30 protein-coding genes and 2 pseudogenes are annotated in these 26176 nt (G+C 72.9%); 21 read left to right on the top strand and 11 right to left on the bottom strand.

Annotation, left to right across the window (positions count from 1 at the left end; all coding sequences use genetic code 11):
* Nucleotides 1-30: 30 nt before the first annotated feature.
* The gene (locus ASD19_RS05320) at nucleotides 31-966 is read right to left on the bottom strand and encodes a COX15/CtaA family protein (RefSeq protein ID WP_082543002.1); all 936 of its coding nucleotides are present in this window, start codon (nucleotides 964-966) and stop codon (nucleotides 31-33) included.
* Nucleotides 967-1212: 246 nt separating this feature from the next.
* Between ASD19_RS05320 and sufB the strand changes: the two genes are divergently transcribed.
* The 12 genes from sufB to ASD19_RS05260 all read left to right on the top strand — a co-directional run bounded on the left by sufB (nucleotide 1213) and on the right by ASD19_RS05260 (nucleotide 13019).
* Nucleotides 1213-2631: a Fe-S cluster assembly protein SufB gene (gene sufB / locus ASD19_RS05315; RefSeq protein WP_055989409.1), complete on the top strand. Its 1419-nt coding sequence runs from the start codon at nucleotides 1213-1215 to the stop codon at nucleotides 2629-2631.
* Entirely contained in the window at nucleotides 2632-3846 is a 1215-nt protein-coding gene (gene sufD, locus ASD19_RS05310) for a Fe-S cluster assembly protein SufD (RefSeq protein ID WP_055989407.1), read from the top strand.
* Nucleotides 3843-4169, top strand: a complete 327-nt coding sequence (locus ASD19_RS05305) for a non-heme iron oxygenase ferredoxin subunit (RefSeq protein WP_055989404.1) — start codon at nucleotides 3843-3845, stop codon at nucleotides 4167-4169. The genes sufD and ASD19_RS05305 overlap by 4 nt, the downstream gene beginning before the upstream one ends.
* A 2-nt stretch (nucleotides 4170-4171) precedes the next feature.
* A complete protein-coding gene (gene sufC / locus ASD19_RS05300; protein WP_055989401.1) occupies nucleotides 4172-4942 on the top strand; it encodes a Fe-S cluster assembly ATPase SufC in 771 nt (256 codons plus the stop codon).
* 9 nt (nucleotides 4943-4951) lie between these two features.
* On the top strand, nucleotides 4952-5281 hold the full coding sequence (locus ASD19_RS05295) for a metal-sulfur cluster assembly factor (RefSeq protein WP_055989398.1): 330 nt from the start codon (nucleotides 4952-4954) through the stop codon (nucleotides 5279-5281).
* Nucleotides 5282-5496: 215 nt separating this feature from the next.
* Nucleotides 5497-6651 (top strand): MalY/PatB family protein, encoded by a 1155-nt coding sequence (locus ASD19_RS05290; protein WP_055989395.1) that lies wholly within the window; start codon nucleotides 5497-5499, stop codon nucleotides 6649-6651.
* Nucleotides 6648-8066, top strand: coding sequence for an MFS transporter (locus ASD19_RS05285; protein WP_082543001.1), 1419 nt, complete (start codon nucleotides 6648-6650; stop codon nucleotides 8064-8066). Before ASD19_RS05290 ends, ASD19_RS05285 begins: the two co-directional genes overlap by 4 nt.
* Before the next feature lie 35 nt (nucleotides 8067-8101).
* Nucleotides 8102-9073, top strand: coding sequence for a siderophore-interacting protein (locus ASD19_RS05280; RefSeq protein ID WP_055989392.1), 972 nt, complete (start codon nucleotides 8102-8104; stop codon nucleotides 9071-9073).
* The gene (locus ASD19_RS05275; RefSeq protein WP_055989389.1) at nucleotides 9070-10065 is read left to right on the top strand and encodes a FecCD family ABC transporter permease; all 996 of its coding nucleotides are present in this window, start codon (nucleotides 9070-9072) and stop codon (nucleotides 10063-10065) included. Before ASD19_RS05280 ends, ASD19_RS05275 begins: the two co-directional genes overlap by 4 nt.
* Nucleotides 10062-11105 carry a FecCD family ABC transporter permease gene (locus tag ASD19_RS05270; protein ID WP_156377116.1) on the top strand — a complete coding sequence of 348 codons (1044 nt, stop codon included), beginning with the start codon at nucleotides 10062-10064 and terminating at the stop codon, nucleotides 11103-11105. The genes ASD19_RS05275 and ASD19_RS05270 overlap by 4 nt, the downstream gene beginning before the upstream one ends.
* Nucleotides 11102-11941, top strand: coding sequence for an ABC transporter ATP-binding protein (locus ASD19_RS05265; protein WP_200941073.1), 840 nt, complete (start codon nucleotides 11102-11104; stop codon nucleotides 11939-11941). The genes ASD19_RS05270 and ASD19_RS05265 overlap by 4 nt, the downstream gene beginning before the upstream one ends.
* A 49-nt stretch (nucleotides 11942-11990) precedes the next feature.
* Nucleotides 11991-13019, top strand: a complete 1029-nt coding sequence (locus ASD19_RS05260) for an ABC transporter substrate-binding protein (RefSeq protein WP_055989386.1) — start codon at nucleotides 11991-11993, stop codon at nucleotides 13017-13019.
* An 89-nt stretch (nucleotides 13020-13108) separates the two neighbouring features.
* Here ASD19_RS05260 and ASD19_RS05255 read toward each other — a convergent pair whose 3' ends face one another.
* A complete protein-coding gene (locus tag ASD19_RS05255; protein ID WP_082543000.1) occupies nucleotides 13109-13717 on the bottom strand; it encodes a TetR family transcriptional regulator in 609 nt (202 codons plus the stop codon).
* A gap of 108 nt (nucleotides 13718-13825) precedes the next feature.
* On the opposite strand from ASD19_RS05255, the gene ASD19_RS05250 reads away from it, so the two are divergent.
* The 5 genes from ASD19_RS05250 (at nucleotide 13826) to ASD19_RS05230 (ending at nucleotide 17759) form a co-directional block, all read left to right on the top strand.
* Nucleotides 13826-14413 (top strand): biotin transporter BioY, encoded by a 588-nt coding sequence (locus tag ASD19_RS05250; RefSeq protein WP_055989383.1) that lies wholly within the window; start codon nucleotides 13826-13828, stop codon nucleotides 14411-14413.
* Nucleotides 14406-15116, top strand: coding sequence for an energy-coupling factor ABC transporter ATP-binding protein (locus ASD19_RS05245; protein WP_055989379.1), 711 nt, complete (start codon nucleotides 14406-14408; stop codon nucleotides 15114-15116). The genes ASD19_RS05250 and ASD19_RS05245 overlap by 8 nt, the downstream gene beginning before the upstream one ends.
* Nucleotides 15113-15706: an energy-coupling factor transporter transmembrane component T family protein gene (locus ASD19_RS05240; RefSeq protein WP_055989375.1), complete on the top strand. Its 594-nt coding sequence runs from the start codon at nucleotides 15113-15115 to the stop codon at nucleotides 15704-15706. Before ASD19_RS05245 ends, ASD19_RS05240 begins: the two co-directional genes overlap by 4 nt.
* Entirely contained in the window at nucleotides 15703-16050 is a 348-nt protein-coding gene (locus tag ASD19_RS05235) for a CHY zinc finger protein (protein WP_055989372.1), read from the top strand. Before ASD19_RS05240 ends, ASD19_RS05235 begins: the two co-directional genes overlap by 4 nt.
* Nucleotides 16051-16160: 110 nt before the next feature.
* Nucleotides 16161-17759, top strand: a complete 1599-nt coding sequence (locus ASD19_RS05230) for an ABC-F family ATP-binding cassette domain-containing protein (protein WP_055989370.1) — start codon at nucleotides 16161-16163, stop codon at nucleotides 17757-17759.
* Between the two features lie 12 nt (nucleotides 17760-17771).
* Here the strand turns inward: ASD19_RS05230 and ASD19_RS05225 are convergent, their stop codons facing one another.
* From ASD19_RS05225 to ASD19_RS05215, 3 genes are read right to left on the bottom strand one after another with little or no spacing between them, the layout of a single operon-like run.
* Nucleotides 17772-18626: an SURF1 family cytochrome oxidase biogenesis protein gene (locus tag ASD19_RS05225; protein ID WP_055989368.1), complete on the bottom strand. Its 855-nt coding sequence runs from the start codon at nucleotides 18624-18626 to the stop codon at nucleotides 17772-17774.
* Entirely contained in the window at nucleotides 18623-18859 is a 237-nt protein-coding gene (locus ASD19_RS05220) for a hypothetical protein (protein WP_055989366.1), read from the bottom strand. Before ASD19_RS05220 ends, ASD19_RS05225 begins: the two co-directional genes overlap by 4 nt.
* Complete coding sequence (locus ASD19_RS05215) at nucleotides 18856-19302, bottom strand: DUF3099 domain-containing protein (RefSeq protein WP_230667495.1); 447 nt, start codon at nucleotides 19300-19302, stop codon at nucleotides 18856-18858. The genes ASD19_RS05220 and ASD19_RS05215 overlap by 4 nt, the downstream gene beginning before the upstream one ends.
* Nucleotides 19303-19468: 166 nt before the next feature.
* Between ASD19_RS05215 and ASD19_RS05210 the strand changes: the two genes are divergently transcribed.
* Nucleotides 19469-20179, top strand: coding sequence for a beta-ketoacyl-ACP reductase (locus tag ASD19_RS05210; RefSeq protein WP_055989363.1), 711 nt, complete (start codon nucleotides 19469-19471; stop codon nucleotides 20177-20179).
* Here the strand turns inward: ASD19_RS05210 and ASD19_RS14920 are convergent.
* From ASD19_RS14920 to serB, 5 genes and pseudogenes are all read right to left on the bottom strand, one after another.
* Nucleotides 20173-20609 (bottom strand): annotated as a pseudogene (locus tag ASD19_RS14920) (SRPBCC family protein). The gene ASD19_RS05210 and the pseudogene ASD19_RS14920 overlap by 7 nt on opposite strands.
* Nucleotides 20599-21240, bottom strand: coding sequence for a trimeric intracellular cation channel family protein (locus ASD19_RS05200; protein ID WP_055989360.1), 642 nt, complete (start codon nucleotides 21238-21240; stop codon nucleotides 20599-20601). The pseudogene ASD19_RS14920 and the gene ASD19_RS05200 overlap by 11 nt, the downstream one beginning before the upstream one ends.
* Before the next feature lie 41 nt (nucleotides 21241-21281).
* Nucleotides 21282-21641, bottom strand: a complete 360-nt coding sequence (locus ASD19_RS14740; protein ID WP_235562997.1) for a hypothetical protein — start codon at nucleotides 21639-21641, stop codon at nucleotides 21282-21284.
* Between the two features lie 50 nt (nucleotides 21642-21691).
* Nucleotides 21692-21979, bottom strand: a pseudogene (locus tag ASD19_RS14735) (esterase/lipase family protein); the annotation flags it as partial.
* Nucleotides 21980-22049: 70 nt separating this feature from the next.
* The gene (serB, locus tag ASD19_RS05190; RefSeq protein ID WP_055989357.1) at nucleotides 22050-22685 is read right to left on the bottom strand and encodes a phosphoserine phosphatase SerB; all 636 of its coding nucleotides are present in this window, start codon (nucleotides 22683-22685) and stop codon (nucleotides 22050-22052) included.
* Nucleotides 22686-22777: 92 nt separating this feature from the next.
* On the opposite strand from serB, the gene ASD19_RS05185 reads away from it, so the two are divergent.
* Both ASD19_RS05185 and ASD19_RS05180 read left to right on the top strand, forming a co-directional pair.
* Nucleotides 22778-23560: an ABC transporter ATP-binding protein gene (locus ASD19_RS05185; protein ID WP_055989354.1), complete on the top strand. Its 783-nt coding sequence runs from the start codon at nucleotides 22778-22780 to the stop codon at nucleotides 23558-23560.
* Between the two features lie 92 nt (nucleotides 23561-23652).
* Nucleotides 23653-23904 (top strand): type B 50S ribosomal protein L31, encoded by a 252-nt coding sequence (locus tag ASD19_RS05180; RefSeq protein ID WP_055989351.1) that lies wholly within the window; start codon nucleotides 23653-23655, stop codon nucleotides 23902-23904.
* A gap of 354 nt (nucleotides 23905-24258) precedes the next feature.
* Here ASD19_RS05180 and ASD19_RS05175 read toward each other — a convergent pair whose 3' ends face one another.
* Nucleotides 24259-24969, bottom strand: coding sequence for a 3'-5' exonuclease (locus ASD19_RS05175; RefSeq protein ID WP_442922521.1), 711 nt, complete (start codon nucleotides 24967-24969; stop codon nucleotides 24259-24261).
* 308 nt (nucleotides 24970-25277) lie between these two features.
* Between ASD19_RS05175 and ASD19_RS05170 the strand changes: the two genes are divergently transcribed.
* Nucleotides 25278-26171: an alpha/beta fold hydrolase gene (locus tag ASD19_RS05170; RefSeq protein WP_055989348.1), complete on the top strand. Its 894-nt coding sequence runs from the start codon at nucleotides 25278-25280 to the stop codon at nucleotides 26169-26171.
* Nucleotides 26172-26176: the final 5 nt, after the last annotated feature.

The raw sequence follows: 26176 nt of genomic DNA, 5'->3' as shown, positions 1-26176 counted from the left end.
GTGGCCGACGGATGAACGCCGACCGAGTGCTCACGCCGGGGCGGACACCGGCCGCTTCAGGCGCAGCACGACCACGGTGAACGCCGCCGCGGACAGGGCGGCCAGCACCATGTGGACGCCCACCAGCAGCGCGGGGAGGTCCGTGCGCGCCTGGACGATCCCGACGACGACCTGCACGGCGATGACCGCCAGCAGCGCCGCGAGCCAGGGGAGCGGGCGAAGGCGCAGCGCGGCGGCCGCGATCACGAGCGCGACGACCAGCGCGAGCAGGATGTACCCCGGCCACGAGTGCACGTGCGCGAGCACCGTGGCGTCGAAGCCCGTGCGGATCACGTTCGCGTCGCCGGAGTGCGGGCCGTTCGCCGTGGTCAGGACGCCGAAGAGGATCGTGGCCGCGAGCGCGAGCGACGTCACATGCGTCAGGATCGCGAACCACGCGGGCACCGCGCGCTCGCGGGGCCCAGGGGCCTCGTGCATCCGCACCAGGTACGCGGCGGTCACGCACACCAGCAGGAGAGACGCGACGTAGTGGAAGCCGACGATGAACGGGTTCAGCCCGGTCCACACGGTGACGCCGCCCACCACGGCCTGCGCGGCGACGCCGCCCAGCACGATCCAGGCCAGCACCGCGAGGTCGCGGCGAGCGCGTGCGCGGCGCAGCGTGACGATCAGGACGGCCAGCGCGAGCAGGCCCACGACGCCCGTCATGGTGCGGTTGCCGAACTCGATGAAGCCGTGGATGCCCAGCTCCTCCGTCGGGACGAGCGAGTCGGGCGTGCAGAGGGGCCACTCCGAGCAGCCGAGTCCCGAGCCGGTCAGCCGCACCGCACCGCCCGTGCCGATGATGGTCGTCTCCGCCAGGAACGACAGCCACGCCAGCACGCGCAGCAGGCGATCCGCCACGGCGGCGGTGCGCGGGGAGGCCGGGACGGGGCCGGTGACGGGGGCTGCGGTGGCGGCGGACATGGCGGGAAGGCCTCCTGGCGGTACCCCGTGAAGCGGGGCCGGCGCGGCCCGGCGAGGGGCGGAACCTGTAGAATCGAAGGTGGTGACGCGGATGCGCGCGAGAGTCTCGCCGCACCGCCCACAGTCTAGGCGCGACACCTTCGCGTCTCGTATGAAGGCCCACCACGGCGGCTCGCGCGGATCCGATCGGCTCGCGCCGCTGGAGCGGCTGACACCGTCTGCGGCCTAAGAGGAGAGTGTGACGTCATGTCCGATGTGCTGATCGACCGCCCCGAGCTCGAAGGTCTGGGGGTGTACGAGTTCGGCTGGCACGATCCCGACGCCGCCGGCGCGAGCGCCAAGCGCGGCCTCACGGAGGCCGTCGTGCGCGACATCTCCGCGCTCAAGAGCGAGCCCGAATGGATGCTCAAGACCCGTCTGAAGGGCCTGAGCCTGTTCGAGAAGAAGCCGATGCCGACGTGGGGCGCCGACCTCAGCGAGATCGACTTCGACAACATCAAGTACTTCGTGCGCTCCACGGAGAAGCAGGCCCAGTCGTGGGAGGACCTCCCCGAGGACATCCGCAACACGTACGAGAAGCTCGGCATCCCGGAGGCGGAGCGCCAGCGCCTCGTCGCCGGTGTGGCGGCGCAGTACGAGTCCGAGGTCGTCTACCACCAGATCCGCGAGGACCTGGAGGCTCAGGGCGTCATCTTCATGGACACCGACACCGCGCTGCGCGAGCACCCCGAGTTCTTCGAGGAGTACTTCGGCACGGTCATCCCCGCCGGCGACAACAAGTTCGCCGCGCTGAACACGGCCGTGTGGTCGGGCGGCTCGTTCGTGTACGTGCCCAAGGGCGTGCACGTCGAGATCCCGCTGCAGGCGTACTTCCGCATCAACACCGAGAACATGGGCCAGTTCGAGCGGACCCTGATCATCGCGGACGAGGACTCCTACGTCCACTACATCGAGGGCTGCACCGCGCCCATCTACAAGAGCGACTCGCTGCACTCGGCCGTGGTCGAGATCATCGTGAAGAAGAACGCGCGCGTGCGCTACACGACGATCCAGAACTGGTCGAACAACGTCTACAACCTCGTCACCAAGCGCGCCGTGGCGCACGAGGGCGCGACGATGGAGTGGATCGACGGCAACATCGGCTCGAAGGTCACGATGAAGTACCCGTCGATCTTCCTGATGGGCGAGCACGCCAAGGGCGAGACGCTCTCGGTCGCGTTCGCCGGCCCCGGCCAGCACCAGGACGCCGGCGCGAAGATGATCCACATGGCGCCGTACACGCAGTCGTCGATCGTCTCGAAGTCGATCGCCCGCGGCGGCGGCCGCGCCGGCTACCGCGGCGAGGTGCGGGTGGACGCGAACGCGCACCACTCGGCCAACACGGTCCGCTGCGACGCGCTGCTGGTCGACACGATCTCGCGCTCCGACACGTACCCCGCGATCGACATCCGCGTGGACGACGTGCAGCTCGGCCACGAGGCCACGGTCTCGAAGGTCAGCGAGGAGCAGCTGTTCTACCTGATGAGCCGCGGCCTCCCCGAGGACGAGGCGATGGCGATGATCGTGCGCGGCTTCATCGAGCCGATCGCGCGCGAGCTGCCCATGGAGTACGCCCTCGAGCTGAACAAGCTCATCGAGATGGGCATGGAAGGATCGGTCGGCTAGATGACGACGTCGACGACGGCGCCGGTTGCGGCGCAGGACGAGCACGCCCACGTGGACCCCGCGGCGCAGGTCGCCGGGGTGACCGTGCCGGTGCAGACCCGCTCGGAGCGCCTCCGCTCGTACGAGCCCGCGGACTTCGGCGTGCCCACCGGCCGCGAGGTCAACTGGAAGCACGCGCCGGTGGCGCGCCTCAAGCCCCTGTTCGAGGCGGCCGCCGCGAACGACGGCGTGACCGCCGAGGTCGTGTCGGGCGCGCAGTACGTCGGCGCGCCGCTCGCGGCCGGCCAGGCGCCGCGCGGGGAGTTCTTCATCCCCGAGGACCTGCCGGCGGCGCTCGCCTGGCAGGGCGCGACCGAGGCCCTCCACGTGCGCATTCCGCGCGAGGAGGAGGTGGCAGAGCCGATCGTGGTGCAGTTCACGGGCCTCGGCGCCGACCGCCGCGCGGACGGCCACATCGTCATCGAGGCGCTCGAGCACAGCAAGGCGACCGTCGTGCTGCGGCACGCCGGCTCCGCGCAGTACGCGCAGAACGTCGAGATCATCGCGCGCGACGGCTCGAACGTCACGGTCGTGACCGTGCAGCAGTGGGACGACGACGCGATCCACGCGGCCTCCCACCAGGCGCGCGTCGACCGCGACGCCTCGGTGCGCCACATCGTCGTCAGCTTCGGCGGCGGCGTCGTGCGCGTGAACCCGAACCTGGAGCTCGCGGGCGCCGGCTCCAACGGCGAGATGTACGGCCTTGCCTACAGCGACGCCGGCCAGCACCTCGAGAGCCAGGTGTACCTGCACCACAAGGGCGTCGAGACCACGGGCGACGTGCTCTACAAGGGCGCGCTCCAGGGCGAGAGCGCCCGCACCGTGTGGATCGGCGACGTGCTGATCGGCCCGGACGCGACCGGCACCGACTCCTACGAGGCCAACCGCAACCTGGTGCTGACCAACGGCGCGCGCGCCGACTCGATCCCGAACCTCGAGATCCAGACGGGCGACATCAAGGGCGCCGGCCACGCATCGGCCACCGGCCGGTTCGACGACGAGCAGCTCTTCTACCTGCAGGCGCGCGGCATCTCCGAGGAGGAGGCGCGTCGCCTGGTGGTCCTGGGCTTCCTCGCCGAGACCGTCCAGAAGATCGGCATCCCCTCCCTGGAGGAGGAGCTGACGGCGCTCATCGAGAAGGAGCTGGCGGCGACTCCGGACGGAGCCGCCGCGTGAGCGCCACGCGCGTGTGCGCGCTGAGCGAGCTCGAGCAGGACACCCCGCTGAAGGTCGAGGTCGACGGCGTCGCGATCGCGGTCGTGCTCGACTCGGCCGGCGAGGTGCACGCGATCGGCGACACCTGCACGCACGGCGACATCTCCCTGTCGGAGGGCTTCGTCGAGGGCGACACGCTCGAGTGCTGGGCCCACGGCTCGGCGTTCTCGCTGCGCACCGGCAAGCCCCTCAACCTCCCCGCTTACGAGCCCGTCCCGGTCTTCGTCGTCGAGATCGACGGAGACGACGTGCTCATCGACCCCACGCTGAAGAAGGAAATCTGACCATGGCTGTCCTCGAGATCCGCGACCTCCACGTCACGGTGGAGACCGAAGAAGGCACGACGCCCATCCTGAACGGCGTGAACCTCACCGTCCGCTCCGGCGAGACGCACGCGATCATGGGCCCCAACGGCTCGGGCAAGTCGACGCTCGCGTCGACCATCGCGGGCCACCCCAAGTACACCGTGACGGGCGGCACCATCACGCTCGACGGCGAGGACGTCCTCGAGATGAGCGTCGACGAGCGCGCCCGCGCCGGCCTGTTCCTCGCGATGCAGTACCCGGTCGAGATCCCGGGCGTCACCGTGACGAACTTCCTGCGCACCGCCAAGACCGCGATCGACGGCGAGGCGCCGTCGCTGCGCACGTGGACGAAGGACGTCAAGCAGGGCATGAAGAACCTGCGCATGGATGACAAGTTCGCGCAGCGCAACGTCAACGAGGGCTTCTCGGGCGGCGAGAAGAAGCGCCACGAGATCCTCCAGCTCGAGCTGCTCAAGCCGCAGCTGGCGATCCTGGACGAGACCGACTCGGGTCTGGACGTCGACGCGCTCAAGGTGGTCTCGGAGGGCGTCAACCGCGCCAAGGAGAACACCGGCCTCGGTGTCCTGCTCATCACGCACTACACGCGCATCCTGCGCTACATCAAGCCCGACTTCGTGCACGTCATGGTCAAGGGCGAGATCGTCGAGGAGGGCGGCCCCGAGCTGGCCGAGCGCCTCGAGAGCGAGGGCTACGAGGGCTACTTCGCGCCCGGCGAGCCCATCGAAGCGTAGGCTGGAGACATGACCGCGACCCTCACCCCGGAGAAGTACGACGAGGTCACCGAGGCCCTCAAGGACGTCATGGACCCCGAGCTCGGGGTCAACGTCGTGGACCTCGGCCTCATCTACGATCTCGCCTGGGACGAGGAGAACGACGCGCTCGTGATCCACATGACGCTGACCAGCGCCGGCTGCCCGCTGACGGACGTGCTCGAGGAGCAGACCGCGCAGGCGCTGGACGACGTGGTCGAGCGGTTCCGGATCAACTGGGTCTGGATGCCGCCGTGGGGTCCCGAGCGGATCACGGACGACGGCCGCGACATGATGCGCGCCCTGGGATTCGCGATCTAGTTCAGAAGCGATCGCGCGCTGCGGGGCAGCAAAGCGGCACCCTTGCGAGCGAGGAACGTCGCTGACGCTCCGTTCGGCAGCGCTTCGCGCTGCGGTTCGGCCGCTTCGCGGCACGCTCGCTTCGCTCGCACGACGGTCGGTGGCGAGGCCCGATGAACGGGTCCGGGGCTTCGGCTCCGGGCCCGTTCCGCGTCTGCGGGGTTAGGCTCGATCGGGTGAGCACCACCCCCTTGGACGCCCTTCCGATCGAGCAGCTGCGGACCCGGACGAGCGCCAAATGGGCACTGTACCCCGAGGACGTCCTGCCGCTGTTCGTCGCCGAGATGGACTTCCCCCTCGCGCCCGCCGTCGCCGAGGCGCTGCACGCCGCGGTGGAGCGCGGCGACACCGGATACTCCGCGCACGGCAACGGGATCGCCGAGGCGTTCGCCGGATTCGCCGCGCGCCGCCTCGGGTGGGACGTCGACCCCGGCCGGGTCCGCACCACGTGCGACGTCATGATGGGGGCGGCGGAGCTGCTCCGGGCGGTCACCGAGCCGGGCGACGCCGTGGTCGTGACCCCGCCCGTCTACCCGCCGTTCTTCGCCGTGCACGAGGAGTCGCGCACCGAGGCGGTGCGGGTGCCGCTCGTGCGCGCGGGGGAGGGCTGGGAGCTCGACCTCGAGGCGATCGACGCCGCGTTCGCCGCGGGCGCCAAGGCGATGCTGCTGTGCAACCCGCACAATCCCACCGGCACCGTCCACTCGCGCGAGACCCTCGCCGAGCTGGCGCGCATCGCCGAGCGCCGCGGCGCGTGGATCGTCAGCGACGAGATCCACTGGCCGCTGACGCGGCCCGGCGCGACCTTCACGCCGTTCCTCGACGCCGCGCCCGCGGCGGCGGAGGTCGGCTTCGCGCTCGCCAGCGCGAGCAAGGCCTTCAACCTCGCGGGCCTGAAGTGCGCGCAGATCGTGACGGCGTCGGCCGAGCCCGCCCGCATCGTGCGGGCGCTGCCCGACGAGGTCGAATGGCGCACGTCGATCTTCGGCGCGATCGCGGGCCGCGCGGCGTACGAGAGCGGCGAGCCGTGGCTCGACGCGCTCCTCGCGCGCCTCGATCTGAACCGCGCGCTGCTGGTCGACCTGCTGGCGGACCACGTGCCGGAGGCGCGGTACGCGCCCGGCGACGCGGGCTTCCTCGCGTGGGTCGACTTCGCAGGCCTGGGCTGGGGCGACGAGCCTTCCGCCCGCATCCTGCGCGAGGCCCGCGTGGCGCTCAATCCCGGCACGACGTTCGGCGACGAGGGACGGGGCCACGCGCGGATCAACTTCGGCACGAGCCCCGAGATCCTCGCCGACGCCGTCGAGCGCATCGGCCGGCTGCGCGCATGAGCGGCGACCCCCGCACGCTCACCGGGCCCATCCCCGTCGCCGCGCATCCCGAGGACGCCCGCGCCCGCTCGCTGTGGGAGCCCTCCGTCGCGTGGGTCACGGTGGGCGCGACGTCCCTGATCTTCCTGGCCGCCCTGACCTCGCTCGCCCTCACGACCGTGATGCCCGTCGTGAGCGCCTCGCTCGACGGCGACGCGCTCTACGCGCTCGCGTTCTCCGGAACGCTCGCGACGGGCGTGATCGGCATGGTCGCCGCCGGGGCCTGGTCGGACCGGTCGGGCCCCGTCCTCCCGCTGTACACGGCGGTCGCGCTGTTCACCGCGGGCCTCGCGATCGACGCCGTCGCGCCGACCATGGAGCTGCTGGTGCTCGGGCGGCTCATCACCGGGCTCGGCTCGGGGGCGCAGGTCGTGGCGCTGTACGTGGTGGTCGCGCGCGTGTATGCGCCCGCGCTCCACGGGCGGGTCATGGCGGCGTTCTCGGCCGCGTGGGTGGTGCCGTCGCTGGTCGGCCCGTTCCTCGCCGGTCTCGTCACCGAGCACCTGCACTGGCGCTGGGTGTTCGCCGGCCTCGCGGCGCTCACGGTCGTCGCGATCGCGATGATCGCGCCGCGCCTGCGCGGGCTCCACGGCGGCGAGGGAGAGCACGATCCCGGCGTGGGGCGACGGCTGCTGTTCGCGGTCGTCGTCGCTGCCGCGGCGCTCGCCCTGGGGCTCACAGGGGAGCTCGCGGAATCCGTCGCGCCCGCCGCGGGATGGGCGACCGCCGCGGCCGCTCTGGCCGTGATCGGCGTGGCCATCCTGCCGCTGCTGCCGCGCCGCACGCTGCGGATCGGACGCGGGCTGCCGAGCGTCATCCTGATGCGCGGCCTGATCGCCGGGTCGCTGTTCGGCGCCGAGGTCTACGTGCCGTACCTGCTGATCGACCGGTTCGGCTTCTCGCCGGCGTGGGCGGGCCTCGGGCTGACCGCCGCGGCGATCGCGTGGGCGCTCAGCTCGCACGTGTCGGGCCGCCACGGCGACCGGATCGGGAACACCCGGATCGCCGTGATCGGCGTGGCGCTGCTGCTGATCGCGACCGCCGCCTGCGCGATCACGGTCGTCCTGTCGCTCCCGCCGGTCGTGCCCATCCTGCTCTGGTCGTGCGCGGGGTTCGGCATGGGGCTGATGTACCCGCGCCTGACGGTGCTGACCCTCGCGTACTCGACGAACGCCGACCAGGGGTTCAACTCGTCCGCCCTGCAGATCAGCGACTCGGTCGGCGCGTCCGCGACCATCGCGGTGATGGGACTGGCGTTCACGGCCCTGCACGGCACCGGCGCCGGCTTCCCGGTCGTGTTCGCGATCGCGTCCCTGCTGGCCGTCCTCGCCCTCGCCCCGGGCCTGCGGATGGGGCACGCGCACGAGCTCAAGTAGCTAAGGCTTACCTAAGTGAAGTACGCTGGGCGACCGTGACCACTCTCGCCTCGACCGACGTCCGGCCCGCCTATCGCCCGCACCGGGCGACGGTGACGCGCGTGGAACGCCTCAGCCCGCACTTCGCGCGGATCGAGTTCGGCGGCGACGACCTCGCGCACTTCGGCACCGCTGGTCTGGACCAGCGCATCAAGGTGCTGTTCCCGTTCGCGGACGGCTCGATGTGCGACGTGGGACAGCATGAGGACGACCCGCAGGCGCACCGCGACTGGTACGACCGCTGGCGCGGCCTCGCGGAGCACGAGCGCAATCCGTTCCGCACGTACACCGTGCGCAGGATCGACCCGGACGCCCGGCGTCTCACCGTCGACTTCGTGGTGCACCACGACGCGGGCCCCGCCGGCTCGTGGGCCGAGGCCGCGCGGGTCGGCGACCAGCTGGTCGTCGTCGGCCCCGACCAGCGCAGCCCCCTCTCGCGCGTGGGCATCGACTTCAAGCCCGCGAACTCGTCCCGCCTGCTCATCGTGGGCGACGAGACGGCCGTTCCGGCGGTCGGCAGCATCCTGGAGAGCCTGCCCGCGGATCGCGCGGCGGACGTGTTCCTCGAGGTGCCGAGCCTCGCCGACACCGCCGTCATCCGGCCGCCGGCGAACGCCGACCTGCGGTGGATCGTGCGCGAGCAGGATGGCGGACGCCCGGACCGCGAGCACGGCGAGGGCCTCATCGAGGCCGTCACGGCATGGGCGGCCGAGAGCCGCGACATCCTGGAGCGCGCGGCGGCGCCGCGCCCGCAGGTGCTCGCCGACGTCGACGTCGACCGCGAGATCCTCTGGGACAGCCCCGAGGAGGACGCGGCGTGCGACGGCGAGTTCTACGCGTGGATCGCGGGCGAGGCCGCCACGATCAAGCAGCTGCGGCGGCTGCTCGTGTCGGGCCACGGCGTCGACCGGCGCCGGGTCGCCTTCATGGGGTACTGGCGTCGCGGCATCGCCGAGCGCACCGGATGATCGCCCGCTCCCGCCGGGGGCTGCTCCTGCTCGCCGCCGCGGTGCTGCTGATCCTCGCTGTGCTGGCGGGCCTCGCCTTCGGCACGCGCGCGATCGCGCCCGTGACGGTGGCCGACGCCCTCCTGGCCTACGACCCCGGAGACAACGACCACGTCGTGGTCGTGACCCAGCGACTCCCGCGAACCCTCATCGGCCTCGCCGCGGGGCTCGCGCTGGCCATGGCCGGCGCGCTCATGCAGGGCATCACCCGCAACCCGCTGGTCGACCCCGGTCTGCTGGGCGTGAACGCCGGCGCGTCCGTCGCGGTGCTGCTCGCCATCACGCTGCTGGGGGTCGTGAACCCGGCCGGCTACGTCTGGTTCGCGTTCGCCGGAGCGGCGCTCGCGGCCGCGCTGGCGTGGGCGATCGGCTCGGCCGGCGCCGACGGCGCGAGTCCCGCCAAGCTCGCCCTGACCGGCGCCGCCGTGACCGCGGGCCTCACGTCGGTGATGCTGTTCATCCTCTCCACGTCGAGCACGGCGCTGAACACGTTCCGCTTCTGGTCGGTGGGGTCGCTCACCGGACGCGGGCTCGACACGCTCGCGCTCGTGCTGCCGACCATCGCGCTCGGCGTCGCGATGGCGGCCGTCGTCGCGAGCGGGCTCAACCTCGTGGCGCTCGGCGACGACACCGCGCGCGGGCTCGGTCACTCCGTCCGCTCGACGCGCGCCATCGCGCTCGTCGCGACCGTGCTGCTGTGCGGATCGGCGACCGCGGTCGCCGGGCCGCTCATGTTCGTCGGACTGGTCGTGCCGCACGTCGTGCGCGGCGTCGTCGGCAGCGACTACCGCTGGATCGTCGCCGCGAGCGCGCCGCTCGGCGCCGCGCTCGTCATCCTCGCCGATGTCGCGGGGCGCCTCCTGTCCGAGATCGAGGCCGGCCTCGTCGTCGCGTTCATCGGCGTGCCGGCGCTGCTCGCGCTGGTGCTGCAGCGGAAGCAGGCGACGGTGTGAGCGCCCCCGCGCAGACCGGGCGCGCTCCGGGCTTCCTGGCGGTGCACCGCACGACCGCGCGTCGCGCGACGACCGTCACGGCGGCCCTGGCCGCGCTGGCCTTCGCGGCCCTGTGCCTGGCGCTCGTGCTGGGCGACTTCGTGATGCCGCCCGGCGACATGCTGCAGGCCCTGTTCGGCGGCGGCACGCAGATCGAGCGGTACATCGTGTGGCAGGTGCGGATGCCGCGTGCCGCGCTCGCGCTGCTCGCCGGCGCCGCGCTCGGCCTGGCGGGCGCCCTGTTCCAGACGCTGCTGCGCAACCCGCTCGCGAGCCCCGACCTCCTCGGGATCAGCGGCGGCGCGAGCGTCGGGGCCGTCTACGCCACGCTCGTGGCCGGATGGACCGGCGCCGCCATCGCGGCCAGCGCGTTCGCGGGCGCCGCCGCGGTCGCCGTCGTGCTGCTGCTCGCGGCGCGCACGCTCGCGGACGGCGGGTACCGCCTGGTGCTCGCGGGCGTGGGGTTCGCGTTCCTGAGCGCGTCGATCGTCGGCTACCTGCTCAAGCGCGCGCAGGAGGACCAGGCGGGCACCGTCCTGAAGTGGATCACCGGGAGCCTCGGCGCGACGACGTGGGAGCCGGTGGTCGTGATCGGCGCCGTGCTGGCGCTCGGCGCCGCGGCGGCGGCGCTGCTGGCGCGGCCGCTGCAGCTCACCGAGCTCGGCGATCCGCTCGTGCGCGGCCTCGGAGCGCATCCGGTGGTCGTCCGCACGGCCACGGTCGTGGTGGCCGTGCTGCTTGCGGCGTCGACCGCGGCCTTCATCGGCCCCGTGAGCTTCGTGGCCCTCGGCGCCGCCCCGATCGCGCGCTCGCTCGTCGGGCGCGGGGCGCTCGCGCTGCCGGCGGCCGCGCTCACGGGCGGCTCCGTCCTGCTGATCGCCGACCTGGTCGGGCAGTACGCGTTCCCCGGGCACTCGGTCCCGGTGGGCGTCGTCACCGGCGCGGTCGGCGCGCCCTACCTCCTCTGGCTGCTGGCCTCGTCGAAGGGACGACGCGCATGACCGAACCCCGTATCGCAGCCGGCACCGACGCGCCGCGGCTCTCGGCGCGGGGCCTGGCCGCCGGGTACCCCGGCCGCCGGGTGATCGAGGACCTGGACCTGCGGATCGCGCCCGGGCGCATCACGGTCATCATCGGCGCGAACGCGTCGGGCAAGTCCACTCTGCTCGCGCACCTCGCCCGGCTGCAGTCGCCGCTGGACGGCGCCGTCCTGCTGGAGGACGTGGACGTGCGCACCGTGCCGCGCCGCCGCCTCGCGCGCGAGCTCGGCATCCTGCCGCAGCAGCCGATTGCGCCCGAGGGACTGACGGTCGCCGAGCTGGTGGGCCGCGGGCGCCACCCGCACCGCGGCCTCATGGGCCGCTGGACCGCGCAGGACGCGGCCGCGGTGGACGAGGCGATGGCCGCGACCGGGATCGCGGAGCTCGCGGACCGGTCGATCGGCGAGCTCTCCGGCGGTCAGCGCCAGCGCGTCTGGATCGCGATGGCCCTCGCCCAGGACCCGCGCATCCTGCTGCTGGACGAGCCGACGACGTTCCTCGACCTGGCACACCAGATCGAGGTGCTCGACCTGCTGGTGCGTCTCAACCGCGACCGCGGCACGACCATCGTGGTCGTGCTGCACGAGCTCGGGCTCGCGGCGCGCTACGCCGACGACCTCGTCGTCATGAAGGACGGCCGGATCGTCGCCCACGGCGCGCCCGCCGACGTCCTGACCGCCGAGACGGTCGCCGACGCGTTCGGGCTGAAGGCGCTCGTGATCCCCGACCCGCTGACGGCGACCCCGCTCGTCATCCCGGTGCCTGGCGGCGCGCACTCCGCGCCCGACCGGGCCTGACCGTCCCCACCGACCCCGACCCCGGCCTGTCCCGTCCCGAAAGGAAACCATGAAGCTCACCCGCACGAAGGCGCTGGCCGCCGTCGCGTCCGCGGCCGGCCTGGCGCTCGCGCTCACCGGCTGCGCCGGCGACGCGGCCGCCCCCTCCGAGTCGCCCGCCGCCGGCGGCGACGGCGCGTTCCCCGTCACGATCGAGCACGCGTTCGGCGAGAGCGTGATCGAGCAGGCCCCCGAGCGCATCGCGACGTGGGGCTGGGGCGCCGCCGACGCGGTGCTCGCCCTGGGCGAGGTGCCCGTGGCGATCCCGGCCGAGATGTACGGCGGCGACGAGAACGGCGTCCTGCCGTGGATCGCCGAGGAGCTCGACGCGCTCGGCGCCGAGACGCCCGCGCTGCTGACCTCGGGCGCCGAGGGGCAGCTCCCCATCGAGGAGATGCTCGCGGCCGCGCCCGACGTCGTCCTCGCCCCGTACTCCGGGATCACGGAGGAGGAGTACACGCAGCTCACGGACGCCGGCGTGGACGTCGTCGCGTACCCCGAGGTCGCGTGGTCGACGCCGTGGCGCGACGTGATCAGCATCGTCGGCGAGGCTCTCGGCCAGGCAGACGAGGCCGAGCAGGTGCTGGCCGACATCGACGCGTCGATCGCCGAGCAGGCGGCGGCGCACCCCGAGTTCGAGGGCCTCTCGATCGCCGAGGTCTGGAACGTCGCGGGGACGTTCTACGTGTACCTGCCCGCCGACCCGCGCGTGCAGTTCGCCGAGGATCTGGGCTTCGTGAGCGCCGAATCCGTGACCGAGCTCGACACGGGCGAGGCCACGTTCTACTACACGCTCAGCTACGAGCAGCTCGACAAGCTCGAGGCCGACGTGCTGCTGATCTACGGCGACACCGAGGCCGAGGTCGACGAGTTCCTGGCGTCGGAGCAGGGGCAGCTGCTGCCGCAGGTGCCCGAGGGCGAGGTCGTGAAGGTGATCGGCCAGTCCGCGATCGCCTCGGTCGCGCCGCCCACCGCGCTGTCGCTCACGTGGGGCATGGACGACTTCATCGCCGCCATCGAGGAGGGCCTCGCGGAGTAGTCGCTCCGTCGTGAGGGCCGTCACCGTCATCCCGGGATCCGGGTGCGGCGGCGGCCCTCGGTCGTCGCGGCCCGGGCGCGCGGGCGGCGTCAGCGGGGGAGCGGCGCCCCGAGGCCCGCGAGGAGCATGCGGATGCCGCGCGCGAAGTCGGCTGCGGTCGCCTCGGCGACCTCCGCCTCGCCGGCCGGATAGGCGCCGAACCGCGCCGCCTGGATGCGCTGCTGCACGAGCGACGCGTGCCCGAGGATGAACTGCAGCAGCACCGTCGCGGCGCTGCGGGCCTCCTCGTCGGCCGCGTCGGCCTCGCTCAGCGCCTGCGCCAGGCGGTCGAGCGCCGCGTCGGACCCGAGGCCCAGCGCCTGCGTGCTGAGCACCACCTCCGCGCCGTCGCGGTGCGCCAGGAGGGCGTCGCGCAGGGCGCCGGCGACCGCGGTCGCCTCCGCGTCGCGGTCGTCGGCGTGGGGCACCGGCGCCGCCGACCCCACGATGCGGTCGGCGACCGCGGCCAGCAGCGACTGCTTGTTCTCGAAGTGCCAGTACAGCGCGCTCGGCTGCACGCCCAGCGCGCCCGCGAGGCGTCGCATGGACAGGTCGGGCAGGCCGGTCTGCTCCAGGAGCTGCAGCGCGACGTCGACGATGCCGTCGCGGCTGTTGCGGTCGGAGCCGTGCCGATCGGGGCGTGCGTCACGGGCATCCATGATCCTCACTATACTGAACGGCGTTCAGGTGAACACTGTTCAGGAAGCGGCGCCCCCGGCCGCTCGTCCCCACCCCCGGCGGCCGCGTGCCGCAGAGAAGGAGTCCCCATGGCAGTCAAGGGTTTCGAAGGGCGCGATCTCGCCCGGGCCGCGGTCTTCGCAGCGATCATCGTCGTGCTGGGCATCGCCGGCGCCATCCCCGTCGGCCCCGTGCCGATCACGCTGCAGACGCTCGGCGTGATGCTCGCGGGCGTCGTGCTCGGCCCGAAGCGCGCCGCGATCGCCGTCGGGATCGTGCTCGTGCTCGTCGCCGTCGGGCTGCCCGTGCTCTCGGGCGGACGCGGCGGTCTCGGCGTCTTCGCCGGCCCCTCGGCCGGATACCTGATCGGCTGGCTGCCCGGCGCCGTCGTCGCGGGCCTGATCGCGAAGTCGTCCGCCGCGCGCATCTCGTGGTGGCGCACGGCGCTCGGCGCGCTCGTCGGCGGCATCGGCGTGGTGTACGCCCTCGGCATCCCGGTGCAGGCCGCGATCCTCGGCATGCCGCTGCACGAGGCGGCCGTCGGCAGCCTCATCTTCATCCCGGGCGACCTCGTCAAGGTGGTGCTCGCGACCGTGCTCGCCCTGGCGCTGCACCGCGCGTACCCGCGCGCGTTCGAGTCGGGAGCCGCGGCGAAGCCCGCCGCACAGCATGCCTGACGCATCCGATGCGATCGTCCTCGAGGATGTGGCCGTCGAGCTCGACGGGCACCGCATCCTCGAGGACGTGTCGGTGCGCCTGGACCAGCGACGCATCGGCGTGATCGGCGCGAACGGCTCGGGCAAGTCCACGTTCGCGCGGCTGCTGGACGGCCTCGTCGCGCCCAGCCGCGGCACCGTGACGGTGCACGGGATCGATGCCGCGCGCGACGTGCGCGCGCTGCGGGAGCGCGTGGGGTTCGTCTTCACGAATCCGGATGCGCAGATCCTGATGCCCACGGTCGCCGAGGACGTGGCGCTGTCGCTGCGGCGCGCGGGGCTGGGGAAGGCCGAGGTCGCGGAGCGCGTCCAGGCGCAGCTGGAGCGGCACGGCCTCGCCGAGCTTGCCGACCGCGCCGCGTACAGCCTGTCGGGCGGCCAGAAGCAGCTGCTCGCCCTGGTGTCCGTGCTCATCCGCGGGCCCCGGCTCGTGGTGGCGGACGAGCCGACCACGCTGCTGGACCTCGGCAACGCGCGCCGGATGGCCGATCTGCTGGTGTCTCCGCCCGAGGAGGGCGGGATCGACGCGCAGGTGGTCGTCGTGACGCACGACCTCGACCTGGCGGCTCGGTGCGACGTGGTCGTGCGGTTCGCGGACGGCCGCCTCGCGGAGGTCGGCGATCCGGCCGCGATCGTCGACCGGTACCGCCTGGAGTTCGCGTGATCTCCCTGTACCGGCCGGGGAGCAGCCCTCTGCACCGGATGCCCGCGGGGGCGAAGCTCGCGCTCGGCGCCGTGCTCGCGGTCGCCGTGTCGGTGTGGCCGCACACGGCCGTCACCGCCACCGTGACGCTCGCCGCGGTGTTCGGGCTGTTCGCGCTCGCGGGCTTCGGGCCGCTGGAGTGGCTGCGGCAGGTGTGGGCGATCCGCTGGATCGTGGCCTTCGTCGCGGTCATGCAGCTCGTGTTCTCCGGGCCGCTGGAGGCGTACATCACCACCGTGCGGATCGCCGCGGTCGTGCTGCTGGCGGCGCTCCTCACGATCACGACCCGCACGTCGGACCTGCTCGAGGCGCTGCAGACCGTCCTGGCGCCGCTGCGCCGGTTCGGCGTGGACCCGTGGCGCGTCGCGTTCACGCTGTCGCTGACCATCGCGCTGGTGCCGGTCATCGCGGACTTCCTGCGGCGCATCCGGGAGGCCCAGCGCGCCCGCGGCGTGCGCCTGGGATTCCGCGCCGTCGTCCCGCTGCTGGTGATGTCGCTCCGGCACGCGGACGACGTGGCCGACGCGCTGTCCGCGCGGGGGATCGCGTGACGGCGCCCGTCCGCGTCGGCGGGCACGTCGTCCACGGCCTGCCGGTCGACGAGCAGACCCGCTGCGCGCACTACGCGACCGAGCTCGACGTGCTGGCCATCCTGTTCCCGTGCTGCGGCCGCTGGTACCCGTGCCACGCGTGCCACGAGGAGACGGCCGATCATGCCGCCCGCCCGTGGGGCGCGGGGGAGCGCGAGACCCAGGCGCTGCTGTGCGGCCGCTGCGGACGCACGTCGTCGATCCGCGAGTACGTCGCGACGTGCGCGTGCGCGCACTGCGGCGGCGCGTTCAACCCCGGGTGCCGGCGGCACCACCACCTCTACTTCGACACCCCGCAGGTCTGACGCCGCCCGCGGGCGGACGCCCAGGGGCACGAACCTATACTGGGAGGCTGGCCCAGCCGGGCCCTCGCTCCGTTCCCGGAGACATCCCCACCTGCGATTGGACGTCCGCTGTGCTCGCCGTGCACGACCTCGAGATCCGCGTCGGCGCACGCATGCTCATGTCGGACGTCTCGTTCCGCGTCGGGCCGGGCGACAAGGTCGGCCTCGTGGGCCGCAACGGCGCCGGCAAGACGACGCTGACGAAGGTGCTCGCGGGCGACCTGATCCCCGCCAACGGCCGGGTGGACCGCTCGGGCGAGCTCGGCTACCTGCCGCAGGACCCGCGCAGCGGCGACCCGGAGCAGCTCGCGCGCACGCGCATCCTCGATGCCCGCGGGCTCGGATCGCTCGCGCTCGGCATGCAGGAGGCGTCGGTGGCGATGGCCTCGGACGACGAGAAGGTCGCCGCGAAGGCCATGAAGCGCTACGCGCACTTCACGGAGCGCTTCGAGTCCCTGGGCGGCTACGCGGCGGAGGCCGAGGCCGCCTCGATCGCGCACAACCTGTCGCTGCCCGACCGCATCCTGGACCAGCCGCTCAAGACCCTCTCGGGCGGTCAGCGGCGCCGCATCGAGCTCGCGCGCATCCTGTTCTCGGACGCCGACTCGATGATCCTGGACGAGCCGACCAACCACCTCGACGCCGACAGCGTCGTGTGGCTGCGCGAGTTCCTGAAGTCCTACAAGGGCGGGCTGATCGTCATCAGCCACGACGTGGAGCTCGTGGAGGAGACCGTCAACCGCGTCTTCTACCTCGACGCCAACCGCCAGGTCATCGACATCTACAACATGGGCTGGAAGCACTACCAGCGCCAGCGCGTCGCGGACGAGGAGCGCCGCAAGAAGGAGCGCGTCAACGCGGAGAAGAAGGCCTCGGCGCTGCAGCAGCAGGCCGCGCGCTTCGGCGCCAAGGCTTCCAAGGCCGCCGCCGCGCACCAGATGGTCGCGCGTGCCGAGAAGCTGCTGTCGGGTCTCGAGGAGGTCCGACAGGAGGATCGCGTCGCCAAGCTCCGGTTCCCGAAGCCCGCCCCGTGCGGCAAGACGCCCCTCATGGCGAAGTCGCTGTCGAAGTCGTACGGCGCCCTGGAGATCTTCGCGGGCGTGGATCTCGCGATCGACCGCGGCTCCAAGGTCGTCGTGCTCGGCCTCAACGGCGCGGGAAAGACGACCCTGCTGCGCATCCTCGCCGGCGTCGACAAGAGCGACACGGGACAGATCGAGCCCGGCCACGGCCTCAAGATCGGCTACTACGCGCAGGAGCACGAGAACCTCGACGTGAACCGGTCGGTGCTCGAGAACATGGTCTCGGCCGCGCCCAACCTCAACGAGACCGAGGCGCGCAAGGTGCTCGGATCCTTCCTGTTCACGGGCGACGACGTCCACAAGCCCGCGGGCGTCCTGTCGGGCGGCGAGAAGACCCGCCTGTCGCTCGCCACGCTGGTCGTGTCGAGCGCGAACGTGCTGCTGCTGGACGAGCCGACCAACAACCTCGACCCCGCCTCGCGCGAGGAGATCCTCGGCGCGCTGGCGCATTACGAGGGCGCGGTCGTGCTGGTCTCGCACGACGAGGGCGCCGTCGAGGCGCTCAACCCCGAGCGCGTCCTGCTGCTGCCGGACGGCGTCGAGGACATCTGGAACAAGTCCTACCTCGACCTGATCACGCTGGCGTAGCGGCGCGGCCGCTCAGCGGCCGGCGTCGAGGAGGGCGTCCTCCTCGTCCGCATCGCGATCGCGGCGGCGCGTCCGCGCGCGGCGGGCCGGGGTCGCGCGCCGCAGCTCGTCCTCGTCGTCGTCCTCGGCGTCCTCGCGGCGCGCGCGGATCTCGGTGCGGATCATGTACGCGATGAACCCGAAGCCCATGATCGCGAACAGGATCCACTGGATCGCGTACGACAGGTGCGGGCCGGGATCCTCGGTCGGCGGCTTGAGCTCGGCCGGGCGATCGGCGGGCGCCGGATCCTCCGACACCATCAGTCCGTAGAAGGCGGTCTCCGTCTCCGGGCCGGTCAGATCGGCGACCGCCGGCAGGTGGATCGTCGGCAGCTGGCCCTCCGGCGCGCTGCGGCCCGAGGACGGGAGCGGCTCGCCCGGACGGACGCGCGCGACCACGGTGACGTCGCCCGCGGGCGGCGCCGGGACGGCATCCGGCACGGCGTCCTCGCCCGGCGGCACCCAGCCGCGGTCGATCGCCACGATGCGGCCGTCGGCCAGCTGGAACGGCACCAGCACCTCGAACGCGCTCGTGCCGCCCTGTGCGCGGTTGCGGACGAGGAGCTGATCCTCGGTCAGGTACCGGCCCGTCAGCGTGACCGGGTGCCACTCGTCGGACGGCGCGTATCCCCGGTCCAGGACCTGCTCCACGGGGACGGGCGCGGCGTCGTAGTTGGCGTCGACCAGCTCGAGCATCGCGGCGCGGGCCTCGTTGCGCTCGAACTGCCAGTGGGAGAGGAACCCGCACGCGACCGCGAACGCGACCGCGATCAGCGCGTACACGCTCCAGCGTGCGGCGGTCGACCGCATGACCTCGGGCTTGCTCATGCGCGGTCCTCCGCGGACGCGCCGTCCGGGACCACGCCCGCGGCCACCTCGAGGGGGAAGTCGCGCGCGGCCAGGAAGTCGCGCAGGTAGCCGACGTGGGCGTCGCACGCGAGCCAGGTCTTGCGGCGGTCCCCGGTGTGGATCCGCGGATTGCGCCAGCGGATCGTCCACGTGGCGGGCTCGGGGCAGCCGGCGCGCGAGCACGTGGGGATCTGGGGATCCAGGCCGATCATGCGCGGTCCGGGTCCGCCGGCCCGGTGTCGTCGGCTCCGCCGTCGCGGGCCTCGTCGCCGACGGGTGGAGCGGGCTCGGGGCGCGGCGCGGGGGACTCGGCGATCGTGATGACGGTGGGCGCCGCCGGGGCGTCGGCGTCCGGCTCCGCGGGCCGCGCGGCGTCGATCGCCGGGGCGTCGAGGCGCACGGCGTCGGCGACGTGGCGGCCGCTGGCGGCGTTCGCGCCGACCACCGCGAAGTACGGCAGGAAGATCGCGCCGGCGGCGAAGACGAACGTGTACCAGCTGTGCGGCGTGACGAACGCCGCGAGGCACAGGCACACGATGCGGATGCCCATCGTGATCAGGTAGTTGCGCACGCGGTCGCCCGCGTCGTCGGCCGGAGCGAGCGGCAGCGACGTCGCCGACTGGGCGGCGGAGGCGTCTTTCCTGGGGGTCTTCACGATCATTCCAGCCTACGCTTCCGCGCCCGATCGGGCGGCCCCCGAGCGGGTCGCCTCGGCATCGCCACCCGCCGCACAATAGGCTGGCGTGCGGCCCCGGATCAGCGCCGGACCGCCCGACCGGACCCGATCCGTCGGGGACCCCGAGCAGAGAGAGTCACCCACCGTGAGCAGTGAACGCGTCGTCCTCGTCACAGGCGGCAACCGCGGCATCGGCCGCGCGATCGCCGAGCGCTTCGTCCAGGAGGGGTACCGCGTCGCGGTCACGGCCCGCAGCGGCGAGGGCCCCGAGGGGACGCTCACCGTGCGCGCCGACGTCACCGACGCCGCGGCGATCGACGCCGCGTTCACCGAGGTCGAGCAGCAGCTCGGTCCGGTCGAGATCGTGGTGGCCAACGCCGGCATCACCAAGGACACGCTGCTGATGCGGATGAGCGAGGACGACTTCGACAGCGTCATCGCGACGAACCTCGGCGGCGCGTTCCGCGTGGTCAAGCGCGCCTCGAAGGGCATGCTCAAGGCGCGCTTCGGCCGCGTCATCCTGATCTCCAGCGTCGTCGGGCTCTACGGCTCGGCCGGCCAGGTCAACTACGCGTCGTCCAAGAGCGCCCTCGTCGGCTTCGCCCGCTCGCTGACGCGCGAACTCGGCGCGCGCGGCATCACCGCGAACGTCGTGGCGCCGGGCTTCATCGAGACGGACATGACCGCGGAGCTGCCCGAGGAGACGCAGGCCGAGTACCGCAAGGCCATCCCCGCGGGCCGGTACGGCAGCGCCGCCGAGGTCGCCGCCGCCGTGACGTGGCTCGCGTCGGACGACTCCGCCTACATCTCCGGCGCCGTGATCCCGGTCGACGGCGGCCTCGGCATGGGTCACTGACCCTCGAGGATGCCCTTCAGCCGGGCCAGGTCGGCCCGGGTCGCGCGCCGCATCGCCGCCTCCATGACGGGGGCGGCGATGCGCGCGAAGCCGGCGGGCTCGCCCGTGTTGCGCAGCGTCATCCGCGTCCCGCCGGGCGCCGGCTCCCACGTGTAGGCGGTCTCCATCGGGAACGGCCCCTCGGCCGTGCGCATCACCAGCAGTCGCTCGGGACGGTAGGTGGCCACGCGGTACGTGTAGGCGAGCCGGCGGCCCAGGAACGCGCGACGAAGTCCATCTCGGCGCCCTCGACGAGCACCGGATCCGTGCGCCATTCGACGCTGCGGATGTTCGCGTACCACTCCGGCGCGTGCGACGGGTCCGCCGCGTACGCGGCGACCTCCGCCACGGGCCGGGCGATCACGGTCTCGACGCGCACGTCAACGGCCATGAGGGTCCTCTCGGGAAGGCGGCGCGACGGGCGCCGCGTGGGGGATGTGCCAGCCGAAGTGCAGCGACACGACACGGAAGGCGAACACCACCAGCGCCACCGCGACGGCGGTCACGATGCCGTACAGCCCGGTGAGCCACAGGACGGTCGCCAGGACCGAGCCGATCATGGCGGGCACGGCGTACAGGTCGTCGCGGTTGAACAGCTGCGGCACGCGGTTCGCCACGACGTCGCGCAGCAGCCCGCCTCCCACGGCGGTTGTCACGCCGAGCAGCGCCGAGGCGACCGGGTTCATCCCCGCGTGCAGCGCCGTCACGGTGCCGGTGACGCAGAACAGCGCGAGCCCGCCCGCGTCGAGGATCAGCAGCGGGCGATGCAGGCGCTCGACCCACGCGTGCAGGAAGTAGACCACGAGGGCCGCGAGCAGGGGCGGCGCGAGGTACCAGGGGTTGGCGAACGCGTTGGGCACGTTCCCGAGGACGAGATCCCGGATGACCCCGCCGCCGAGCCCCGCGAGCGAGCCCAGGAACAGCGAGCCGATGATGTCGAAGCGGCTCCGCGCGGCCAGCAGACAGCCGGACATCGCGAAGAAGAAGGTGCCGAGGAGGTCCAGCACCAGAGCGAGGGTCATGCCACCATCCAAGCACCGGCGCGGCCGCGCCCCGCGACGGCCTACTCGCGGACAGCGGCGGCGATCGCCTCCGCGAGGGCGCCCGGCTTGGAGAACTGCGGCCAGTGGCCCGTGCCGAGCGTGACCACCTCGAAGCTCCGGATGCGATCGAGCGTCGCGCCCCACGCGGGCCAGTCCGACATCATCGCGCGCAGGCTCTGCTCGTCGAGCTTGCCGGAGAGCACCGTGACGGGGACGTCGAAGCGGCGGTCGTCCGCGAGCCGGATGCCGTCGGTCGGCACCTTCGTCGGCACGGAGCGCGTGAGCCCGGCCGTGCGCTCCCGCGTGGCGGCGTCGAGGTCGTCGACGTCCTCGTCGTCGAAGAAGTCCCAGCCGGGGAACGGCACGACCCCGTCGACCACGGGGAACTCCGAGATGCCGGCGTCGTCGGGCGGGGCATCGTGTCGACGAGCACCACGCGGGCGATCCGGTCCGGGCGCCGGTCGGCGGCGCCCCACGCGACGTTGCCGCCGCCCGAGTGGCCCACGACCACGACGGGTCCCTCGATCGAGTCGATGCGCTCGACCACGGCGTCGACCCAGTCGTCGATGCCGAGGTCCGCGGACTCGGATGCCGGGGCGCCGACGCCCGGCAGGGTCAGCGCGTGAACGCGGTGACCGGCGCCCTCCAGCCCGGGCACGACGTCGTCCCACGAGGACGCGTCGAGCCAGAGCCCGGGGATCAGGATGATCTCTGCCATGCTCCGCACGCTACGCCGGGCCGCCGACATCGGGCCAGGCGGCGCGGATGACGCCCCGGGACGATCGCGGTCAGGGGAGCAGCGGCACGACCTGCGCGAGGTCGACCGGCCCGATCACGAGCGGGGCCGAGAGGCGCACGGCGGGCTTGGCGTTGAAGGCGAGGCCCAGCCCCGCGGCGCTCAGCATGAGGAGGTCGTTGGCGCCGTCGCCGATCGCGATGGTGCGGGCGCGGGGGACGCCGTGCTCCTCGGCCCAGCGGAGCATCCACTCGGCCTTGGCAGCGGCGTCGACGATCGGGCCGTCGACCTCTCCCGTGAGCGCGCCGTCGGCCGCCACGAGGCGATTGGCGCGCCAGAAGTCCACCCCGAGCGCGGGGGCCACGTCGTCGAGGATCTCGTGGAAGCCGCCCGACACGACGCCCACGAGGCCGCCGCGCGCGTGCACGGCGTCGATCAGGTCGGTCACGCCGGGCGTGGGCTCGACGCGGCCGCGCACGTGCGCGAACGAGGCGACGGGCACGCCGGCGAGCTCGCGGACGCGCGAGCGCAGGCTCTGGGCGAAGTCCACCTCGCCCCGCATGGCGGCCTCGGTCGCCGCGGCGACCTCGGCGCCGCGGCCGGCCTCGTCGGCGATCAGCTCGATCACCTCGTTGCGGATGAGGGTGGAGTCGGCGTCGAGCACGACCAGGAAGCGCGCGGTCACGATCTCCGAGCGTACCGGGCCGCGGAGGCGCCCATCGGCCGCGCGGCCCCGCGCGTCCGGCGGGGAGGCCGCGGGCGAGTGGGTAGGCTGGCCGCATGCCCGCTGTGCTCTCCTTCGAAGACGTCGTGGTCCGCCGAGAAGGCCGGAACATCGTGGACGGACTGACGTGGACCGTGAACGACGACGAGCGGTGGGTGATCCTGGGCCCGAACGGCGCCGGCAAGACCACGCTGCTCCAGATGGCGGACACGATGGTCCACCCCACGTCGGGCACCGTCGAGATCCTCGACGAGCGCCTGGGGCGCACCGATGTGTTCGAGCTGCGCCCCCGCATCGGCTTCGCCTCGCAGGCGCTGGCGCGCCGCATCCCGGCCGACGAGACCGTGATCAACGCGGTGCTGACTGCGGCGTACTCGGTGCTCGGCCGCTGGAACGAGGAGTACGAGAACATCGACGAGCGCCGCGCGCTGCGCGTGCTGCGCGAGTGGCACCTCGACCACCTGGCCGACCGCACGTTCGGCACGCTGAGCGAGGGCGAGCAGAAGCGCGTGCAGGTCGCCCGCGCGATCATGACCGACCCCGAGCTGCTGCTGCTCGACGAGCCCACCGCGAGCCTCGACCTCGGCTCGCGCGAGGTCCTCATCGGCCTGCTGAGCGCGTACGCGCAGTCCCCCGTGACGCCCGCCCTCGTGATGGTGACGCACCACGTCGAGGAGATCCCGGCCGGATTCACGCACGTCCTGCTGCTGCGCGATGGCAAGGCCGTCGCGGCCGGGCCGATCGCCGAGACGCTGACCTCCGAGAACCTGAGCGAGACGTTCGGGCTGCCGATCGCCATGACGCAGGACGGCGGCCGCTACGCGGCGCGCGGCGCCTGATCCGGTCCCCGCTCGGCCGGCTCTTCTGGTAGAGTGGGTCGCTGGTGCCCAAGCACCGGAAGACTTTTCAAACTCTCTTGGCAAGGACCCCCATGAAGACTGACATCCACCCCGAGTACAAGGCGGTCGTGTTCCGCGACCTCGGTTCGGGCGAGACCTTCCTCACCCGTTCGACCGTGACCAGCGACAAGACCATCGACCTCGACGGCGTCGAGTACCCGGTCATCGATGTCGAGATCTCGTCGGCGTCGCACCCGTTCTACACGGGCAAGCAGCGCATCATGGACTCGGCCGGCCGCGTCGAGAAGTTCAACCAGCGCTTCAAGAACTTCGGCTCCAAGTAAGCCGCGTTCCGCGCTCGAAGGCCCCGCTCCGGCGGGGCCTTCGTCGTTCCCGGGTGCCGACGCGCGCTCCGAAGACCGGACGGGCGGTGCCTGCGGTGCGGGTGGGGTCTCATCCGCCGCATCCGTCGCATCGGTCCGGTTTTCGGAACGGGGCGCCGGAGACAGGCTCGGCCGCCGGCAGGCAGGCTCAGGAGCCCCACCGGGCGACGTGCGTCACATCGGGCCTGTGAGCGGCCGGGGTGCGGCGCTCCGAACACCGGATGGGCGGTGCCTGCGGTGCGGGTGGGGTCTCATCCGCCCCACCCGCCTCATCGGTCCGGTTTTCGGAACCGGGGCGACAGCACCGGCGGCAGGCTACGCGCGGACGGGCCAGCTGCCGTCGAGGACCTCGGTGGGCTCCAGGCGCCCGATGCGGATGAAGTACTCGGTGAGGCTCTCGGCCTGCTCGCGCGCCCAGCCGATCTGGCGGGTGTGCAGCTCCTGCACGTCCTCGGGCAGCGTTTCCGCGAAGCGCTCGGCGATGGCGAGCGCTACGCGCCCGGCCGCGATCGCGTCGGCCGACGCCTCGTGCGCGGACTCCAGCGGCACCGAGTAGTGCGCCGCGACGACGTCGAGCGTGCGCTTGCCCTTGCGGTATCGGTCGCACGTCTTGTCGATCACGAGCGGGTCGATCACGGGCGCGGGGGAGTCGATCGTCGCGATGCCGTGCCGCTCGCCCTCGTACTTGAGCAGCGAGAAGTCGTAGGCCGCGTTGTAGGCGACCACGGGGATGCCCGCGGACAGCAGGGTGCGCAGCGCGTGCGTCACCTCGGCGACGACCTCCGCCGCGGGGCGGCCCTCGGCGCGGGCGTGCTCGGTCGTGATGCCGTGCACGGCCGTGGCGCCCTCGGGGATCTCGATGCCCGGGTCCGCGAGCCAGTGCTCGTCGTGGATGACCGCGCCGCGCTCGTCGAGCAGGCCGACGTAGGCGGTCACGATCCGGTCCTCGGTCACGTCGATGCCGGTCGTCTCGAGGTCGAACACGCCGATCCGTCGGGTCCAGCGCCGCGGTCCCTGGTCGACCACGACGGTCTCGCTGACGACGGAGGTCTCGCGCACCACGGCGTCGGGCGTGGCGACGGTCGTCTCGGTGACGGTCGTCTCGGTCACCGTCATGGTGGTCGCGGCGTCGGCGGGCGCGGCGTCGCGCGTCGCGGCCTCGCCGCGCGGGGTCCAGGTGGGGGTCTCTCCGGGGTGGTCGAGCCAGTCCAGCTCGAACAGCGGGGGCGGATCCGGCCACGACCTCGTCATACGCCACACCGTAGGACGCGGCGCGGACATTCCCGCGGAGGCACCCCGGGAAGCGCGCAGGCCGGCGTCCGTAGACTCGATCCGTGCCCGTCGCCTCGCCCTACGCCACCCAGCTCGCCGCGATCCCGGTCGTCCGTCGCGAGGCCGACGTGCTCGGCGGCCGCACCGCCTACTGGGTGTACGGCCCGGACGACGCCGCGACGACGATCCTGGCGGTGCACGGCTTCCGGGGCGAGCACCACGGCCTGGAGCCCGTGGTGGCCGCCCTCGAGGACGCGATCCGCGAGGGCGTCCGGGTCGTGATGCCGGACCTGCCCGGCTTCGGCGAGACGCCGCCGATCCCGGGCCGCCGCCACGACCTCGAGGCGTACGCGGACTGGCTCGGCGCGTTCGCCGCCGCGGTGGCGCCCGGCGCGATCGTCCTGGGGCACTCGTTCGGCTCGATCGTCGCCGCCGCGGCCGTCGCGCGCGGCCTCGCGACGCCTCGCCTGGTGCTGATCAACCCGATCGGCGCGCCGGCGCTGGAGGGGCCGCGCGGCATCCTGACCCGCCTGGCGATCCTGTATTACTGGGCCGGCTCCCGGCTGCCCCGCCCGATCGGCACCTGGCTGCTGCGCAACCGCCTGATCGTGCGCGTCATGTCGATCGCGATGGCGAAGACGCGCGACCGCGCGCTGCGGGCGTTCATCCACGACCAGCACGACCGGTACTTCTCGCTCTTCGCGGATCGGGACGTGCTGCGCGACGCGTTCGTGACGAGCGTCTCCCACGACGTCAGCGAGTACGCCGCGCGCATCGCGGCGCCGACGCTCCTGATCGCGGCCGACCGCGACGACATCACGCCCATCGAGGCCGAGCGCGTGCTCGCCACCCGCTTCCCGGACGCCCGGCTCGTCGAGATCCAGGGCGTCGGACACCTCATCCACTACGAGAAGCCCGGCGAGGCCGCCGCCGCGATCCGCGACTTCCTCGCCTGAGCGGG

This window comes from Microbacterium sp. Root53, from assembly GCF_001426925.1.
In the GTDB taxonomy this organism is placed as follows: Bacteria; Actinomycetota; Actinomycetes; order Actinomycetales; family Microbacteriaceae; genus Microbacterium.
This window is presented reverse-complemented; position numbering and strand designations above follow the sequence as displayed.

Coding starts and splice junctions, on each gene's coding strand:
- ASD19_RS05250 (WP_055989383.1), top strand. CDS start 13,826: ATGGCAGTCAAGGGTTTCGAAGGGCGCGATCTCGCCCGGGCCGCGGTC.
- ASD19_RS05260 (WP_055989386.1), top strand. CDS start 11,991: ATGAAGCTCACCCGCACGAAGGCGCTGGCCGCCGTCGCGTCCGCGGCC.
- ASD19_RS05225 (WP_055989368.1), bottom strand. CDS start 18,626: ATGAGCAAGCCCGAGGTCATGCGGTCGACCGCCGCACGCTGGAGCGTG.
- ASD19_RS05320 (WP_082543002.1), bottom strand. CDS start 966: ATGTCCGCCGCCACCGCAGCCCCCGTCACCGGCCCCGTCCCGGCCTCC.
- sufD (WP_055989407.1), top strand. CDS start 2,632: ATGACGACGTCGACGACGGCGCCGGTTGCGGCGCAGGACGAGCACGCC.
- sufB (WP_055989409.1), top strand. CDS start 1,213: ATGTCCGATGTGCTGATCGACCGCCCCGAGCTCGAAGGTCTGGGGGTG.
- ASD19_RS05265 (WP_200941073.1), top strand. CDS start 11,102: ATGACCGAACCCCGTATCGCAGCCGGCACCGACGCGCCGCGGCTCTCG.
- ASD19_RS05180 (WP_055989351.1), top strand. CDS start 23,653: ATGAAGACTGACATCCACCCCGAGTACAAGGCGGTCGTGTTCCGCGAC.
- ASD19_RS05185 (WP_055989354.1), top strand. CDS start 22,778: ATGCCCGCTGTGCTCTCCTTCGAAGACGTCGTGGTCCGCCGAGAAGGC.
- ASD19_RS05200 (WP_055989360.1), bottom strand. CDS start 21,240: ATGACCCTCGCTCTGGTGCTGGACCTCCTCGGCACCTTCTTCTTCGCG.
- ASD19_RS05295 (WP_055989398.1), top strand. CDS start 4,952: ATGACCGCGACCCTCACCCCGGAGAAGTACGACGAGGTCACCGAGGCC.
- ASD19_RS05220 (WP_055989366.1), bottom strand. CDS start 18,859: ATGATCGGCCTGGATCCCCAGATCCCCACGTGCTCGCGCGCCGGCTGC.
- ASD19_RS05245 (WP_055989379.1), top strand. CDS start 14,406: ATGCCTGACGCATCCGATGCGATCGTCCTCGAGGATGTGGCCGTCGAG.
- ASD19_RS05255 (WP_082543000.1), bottom strand. CDS start 13,717: ATGGATGCCCGTGACGCACGCCCCGATCGGCACGGCTCCGACCGCAAC.
- sufC (WP_055989401.1), top strand. CDS start 4,172: ATGGCTGTCCTCGAGATCCGCGACCTCCACGTCACGGTGGAGACCGAA.
- ASD19_RS05285 (WP_082543001.1), top strand. CDS start 6,648: ATGAGCGGCGACCCCCGCACGCTCACCGGGCCCATCCCCGTCGCCGCG.
- ASD19_RS05275 (WP_055989389.1), top strand. CDS start 9,070: ATGATCGCCCGCTCCCGCCGGGGGCTGCTCCTGCTCGCCGCCGCGGTG.